Raw genomic sequence first — 4,803 nt, 5'->3', positions numbered from 1 at the left:
ATTCTTCATCAGGTCGTAGAAGAGAAAAAGTGACAAACACCCTATCAGGGCGTTCAGAAATCGCACCGAAAAGACGTTCAGGCCAAAAAGTCGGATAAAGGGCATGGACAGATATGCGTAGAGGGCATTTTGCCCACTCCCCCAGGAAACGAAGTGAACTGGATTATGGAAACCATTCCGGTCGATTCCGTAGTGTAGCAAGGCCCAGGCATCGTACCCGATGGAGGCTTCATCCTGATTCAATCCCGGTGGGATAACCCCTAAGAGAAAAAACCGCACAAATATCTCCAGGGCAAAAATACCAGCAAGGAGCCATCCTCTTCGATTTTTAAGGTTCCCGATGGTGATTTTCACGGTGTCCTCCCCTTCACGGGGAATGTAGCACATTACCTTGGTGTGTAGCAATTGCATCCCAAAGAGCGTATAATGGAATCATGAAAAAAGTTTGGAAAATCCTTCTTCTTGTTCTATTAATTCTTATGGCCCTTTTTGGTATCTTCTGGGGATACCTCACCTATGGACTTTACGAAACGCAGAACTTGACCCTCAACGCGATCGACCTTTCTACCATTGAGGACGGTGTATATCGGGGAAAATATGTGAAGGGGCGGTTTACCTGTGAGGTGGAGGTAAGGGTCGAGGACCATGCCATTGTGGATATGCAGCTAGTTTCTTCCTCCCGAATTTCCATCCCGACTGTTTACCAAGAACTCGTCATGCGCCTCAAAAAAGCCAGCGCTTTGCCAGTGGATACTGTGAGTGGCGCTACCGTATCAAGTAAGGCCTTTCTCAAAGCGGTGGAAAACGCCCTGAGGAAGTGATGCATTCTATATAAATCCTCTGGTTTTACCCATATGCTCCCGGTACTCTTCATCAAAGAACCCTAAGAACTTCCGCTCCTCCAGGGACACCCGGTAAAGGAAACCGAGGAGAGGCAAAAATGCTGTCCCCCAAGGGCTAAAATTTCCCCGGTGTGGCTCGTGTGGCGTACAAAACGGTAGATGCCTTTCTGCAAAAGCTGTGGTTTTCCACCAGAGCAATATCCGGGATGCAGTGCTTGTCCAAAGTGAGGATGGGGACGAAGCGTAGCACAATTCCCGTCAGCATGAATAGAACTCCAACCTGCTTTGTGGAGCCAAAGCTGGCTCTCTCTTTCCAGACCTCTCGAAAATCTTGAGGGGGATGGCAAAGATTGTACACTTCCAATGCACACCACCACGAGTTTGCTTCAGCGATCGACAATTTGCTGGGAATTTCGGCTTTTCAATAAGAGTATGTAAAGGTCTCACAAAGGCATTTTCACGATGCATCCTTCTCTTCCCCGGTAATTTTTCCCATGATGGTTTCAAGAAGCGCTCGAGCGAGGAGCATTGCTTCTTCGGCTTCCTTTGGGTCGGTATAGAAACGGGAAGGAACCCCACCCGGAAGGCTGTTCGGATAACGTGTTGGGATATGGTACTGGTCGAGTTTCAGAGATACGCCTTGCGCGCTTTTTCGGCTGCCTGTTGGAAATGGAAAAGGGCAAGGTAGAAACGTCCTCTCTGGCGAAGGAACTCAGCGTCGTCGAACTCATCCTGAGCTTGCGTGAGCCATCGCAGGGCTTCTTCACGAGGGGTTTTTCTTATAAATCACCTTTCCTGATCGAAGTATTTCCTGCAAGAACGCACTCTCCGGAAGCATTCTTTCAAAGTCGTCCTGAGAGTAAATCACAATATCGGTGGCTATTTTCCGCTCAACGTGCTGATAAATCTGGTCCATCCACGCTTTGCTTGTTTGTGAGGATGGCATAATCACGAGAAGGTCAAGGTCGCTCTGGGAATCAACAATCCCGTATGCCAGAGAACCAAAGAGGACAATCTTCAAGGCACCCCATTTTCGCAGTTGAGTGGTTATTCGCTTCAGGGCATCCTGGAGCTTCTCTTCTCGAGCCCTCTTTTTGGCTACAATTTCTTCGAGTTTCATGAAAATAGTGTATCTTTGGGATCTTCTGTGCCTCAGCAAAACCCTTGAGCCTCCCTTCCGTTTCCCTCTCCACCCCCTCCCGGTGGACCTTCGGGAAGAACCCATCCGGATAGATAAAGGCATCTTTTCAGGCAGGGGGCATTGCCGAAAAGCTTTAGCCTCTCCAGATCTAGTCGGTGATAGGAGTGAGAGTATCTCGGTCATCGTTTTTCTTGTTGCTTCCTTCAGGATGGACTGAGGGGTATTCCTGGTCCATGGGGTACTTCATTCATGCACAAACCCTTCCACAAAATTCCTTACACTATCACTTTGAGCCTTATTGAGGTCGTGTCCAGTCAGAATAGGGGCCCCTTACCTCAAGGCATGCTTTCATGACATCAATTGTCGCGATACTACAGGATTTTTCCTGTGGAGGAAAATCCCTCACAGGAAAGCATACTTCACCGTGAGGTAGAGGAAGCTCAAAGAAAAAAAGAGAAACATGAGCATGCCAACGTCGTTGAAAGAGAGATCCAGAGTCCGTATCCTTTCGAGGACTTTCGATTGCCCGATTGTCCGCACGACGAGAAAGCCTCCAAGAAGGCTTGCAAGAAAAATGCCCCCCTTTTGGAGGTAGGAGAGGGGGTCAAGGGGTAACTGCTTGCCAAAGAAAAAGATAGTCAATTCCCGGGCGAATAGGCCGCCAAAAAGAGAAAGAAAACCCATTACCAAAACAGTACTGTGCTGCATGGTGGGAAGAGAGGGAGAAGAGGGCATTGGGTGAATTTGAGGACCGAAGAGGATGGCGCTATAGCGAATAAAACAGGTGATGGTCCCAAGGTTGGCCACGAAAAAAGCCAAAGTGGTAAGGGCATCTTTTGCACCGTAAGCTATCCAGTACTTGGACATACTTCCGCTAAAGAAGGGGGCACCGGTGATTCCCAAGATAGCAAGGATTGTTGCTGCAGCCACAAGAGGCATGCGCCTTCCGACTCCTCTAATTTTCTCAATGTCTCTTGTGCCATAGGTTTCAGTAATAATACCGGCAGAGAGGAAGAGGGTGGATTTAAAAACGGCATGGTTAAGGATATGGTAAACCGCACCCCAGAAGGCAAGCTCATGGTCCATATTGAGACCCATGGTGATGAGTCCCAACTGAGAAACGGTGGAGTAGGCTAAAATGAGCTTGATATCCTTTTGAGAAAGGGCCAATAAAGCGCCAAAAAAGGCCGTGAGCCATCCCAAAAAGAGAAAGAACTCTGTTATCTCCAAAAATGGATCGAAAACATTTCTGATTCTGAAAAAGAGGTATAAACTGTTTTTGACAAAGAGGCCGGAAAGGAGGGCCGATACCGTTGAGGGGGCACTGGGGGTGGCGTGGGCTCGGGGAAGCCAGCTAAAAAGGGGGAGAATAGCAGTCTTCAGACTTAAAGCGGTAAGGAAAAAGGCATAAGGGAGGATTAAGCTCCGTGTGCTGGAAAGAAGGGCCATTTGGTCCTTGGCTAGGGCAAAGTCTAAAACTCCAAGCATCCGGTAGAGAATTGCCACTCCAAAGAGGAAAAAAACCATGGCGGTGAGATTGGTGAGAAGATAGAGCATGCCATCATAAATGGACTGCTTGTCCTTTTGGAACATAATGAGGATACTCACTATAATGGTCGATACTTCATAGAGGACGAAGACGTTAAAAAAATCGTGGGTAAGGAAGATACCAATGATTAAGCCCTGCAGGGTGCAAAAGAGCATTAAAAAAAGCCGATTGGCATGTCCACTCCGATAGTCAAAAACGAAGAGGAAGAAAAAGAGAATCGTGGTGAGAATCACGAATACGGCAGAGACGAGGTCCCATTTGAGGGCAATGCCGATGACTCTACTCCATCCGCCAAAGCACTCTATGGATAAAGGAATCTCTAAGAGCCTCAGTTTCACAAAGTTATAAAAGGAAGCAAAGACAAGACCAAGCTGGAATGCGAGAACGCTTTGTTTGGCATACGTGCTGTTGAGAAGGAAAAGTAGAACTCCAAATATAATAGGGGTGAGGACGAAAACGTGTCCGGGAATCATCCGTCTTCTTCAATCCTCTTTTTCATGACCTCTTTCCATTCATCAGTACCATACTTGTAGCGGAGATGGATGTACATCACGAGTGCCACCGCCGTTGAGGCAATACCGATAACGATCGCAGTGATCATGAGTGCTTGAGGAAGGGGGTCAACCATCTGCTCGGGCAAGACATCCCCAATCGGGGGAAGCATTCCCTCCCGAAACCCACCAGCGATAAAATAGAGGATAACTGCTGTTTCCATGATGACCAAAGCAATGATGGACTTGATTGCGTTTCTTTTGACCACTAAAGCATAGAGACCGATGAAGAAAATCACAAAGCTCACTTCATCAACCACTGTGAAATCGCTCCTCTGTGCCTTTTTCCTTCCCCTCATGGAACATGAAGCGGAAAAAGAGGATTGCTAAACCACAACAGACCTTGAAACCGATAAGAATATTCATGAGAACAAGGTACGAAACCATAAAACTATCGCCAATAACTCCTCGCAAAAGAAAGAGCATTGGAGAAACTACGATTCCTAAGAAAAAAGTCTTTTCAAGGATTTGGAGGGTAACGATATCGATATCAAAGAGTGGTCGAGCAAGGTAGCGGGTTATGAAAACTGTAGCTAAGATTGCCCCTCCCTGAAATCCTCCCCCGGGGGTGAGGTGACCGTTCACGATGATGTAAAAACCGTAAAGGAGGATAAAAGGGTAGAGCAAACCGATCATACGCGTTACAATCTCAGATTGAGGGTGAGGGGTTACTCTTTTTTCTGGTTCTCCCATTCCTCTTCCCTCCAAGAGAAATAGATC

General features: G+C 47.3%; 7 protein-coding genes. 1 reads left to right on the top strand and 6 read right to left on the bottom strand.

Going from position 1 to position 4,803, the window contains the following annotated elements:
• A partial coding sequence (locus ABDK92_11055) for a hypothetical protein (GenBank protein ID MEN3187139.1) occupies window positions 1–354 on the bottom strand: 354 nt, incomplete at its 3' end.
• Between the two features lie 80 nt (window positions 355–434).
• On the opposite strand from ABDK92_11055, the gene ABDK92_11050 reads away from it, so the two are divergent.
• Entirely contained in the window at window positions 435–821 is a 387-nt protein-coding gene (locus ABDK92_11050) for an FMN-binding protein (protein MEN3187138.1), read from the top strand.
• A 648-nt stretch (window positions 822–1,469) separates the two neighbouring features.
• Here the strand turns inward: ABDK92_11050 and ABDK92_11045 are convergent.
• From ABDK92_11045 to ABDK92_11025, 5 genes are all read right to left on the bottom strand, one after another.
• A complete protein-coding gene (locus ABDK92_11045) occupies window positions 1,470–1,598 on the bottom strand; it encodes a HEPN domain-containing protein (protein ID MEN3187137.1) in 129 nt (42 codons plus the stop codon).
• 7 nt (window positions 1,599–1,605) lie between these two features.
• Window positions 1,606–1,962 (bottom strand): nucleotidyltransferase domain-containing protein, encoded by a 357-nt coding sequence (locus ABDK92_11040; protein MEN3187136.1) that lies wholly within the window; start codon window positions 1,960–1,962, stop codon window positions 1,606–1,608.
• 423 nt (window positions 1,963–2,385) lie between these two features.
• Window positions 2,386–4,005, bottom strand: coding sequence for a proton-conducting transporter membrane subunit (locus ABDK92_11035; GenBank protein ID MEN3187135.1), 1,620 nt, complete (start codon window positions 4,003–4,005; stop codon window positions 2,386–2,388).
• Window positions 4,002–4,343: a cation:proton antiporter subunit C gene (locus ABDK92_11030; GenBank protein ID MEN3187134.1), complete on the bottom strand. Its 342-nt coding sequence runs from the start codon at window positions 4,341–4,343 to the stop codon at window positions 4,002–4,004. Before ABDK92_11030 ends, ABDK92_11035 begins: the two co-directional genes overlap by 4 nt.
• On the bottom strand, window positions 4,336–4,803 hold a 468-nt coding region (locus ABDK92_11025; protein ID MEN3187133.1), incomplete at its 5' end, for an MnhB domain-containing protein. The genes ABDK92_11030 and ABDK92_11025, both read right to left, overlap by 8 nt.

The sequence above is a fragment of the Atribacterota bacterium genome (assembly GCA_039638595.1).
GTDB classification, from domain to species: domain Bacteria; phylum Atribacterota; class Atribacteria; order Atribacterales; family Caldatribacteriaceae; genus Profundicultor; species Profundicultor thermophilus.
Note: the sequence above shows the minus strand (reverse complement) of the source record. Positions and strands in the feature narration are given on the sequence as shown.

What these genes read in the sequence shown, in the direction of transcription:
- ABDK92_11050 (MEN3187138.1), top strand. Translation starts at nt 435, where the DNA reads ATGAAAAAAGTTTGGAAAATCCTTCTTCTTGTTCTATTAATTCTTATG.
- ABDK92_11040 (MEN3187136.1), bottom strand. Translation starts at nt 1,962, where the DNA reads ATGAAACTCGAAGAAATTGTAGCCAAAAAGAGGGCTCGAGAAGAGAAG.
- ABDK92_11035 (MEN3187135.1), bottom strand. Translation starts at nt 4,005, where the DNA reads ATGATTCCCGGACACGTTTTCGTCCTCACCCCTATTATATTTGGAGTT.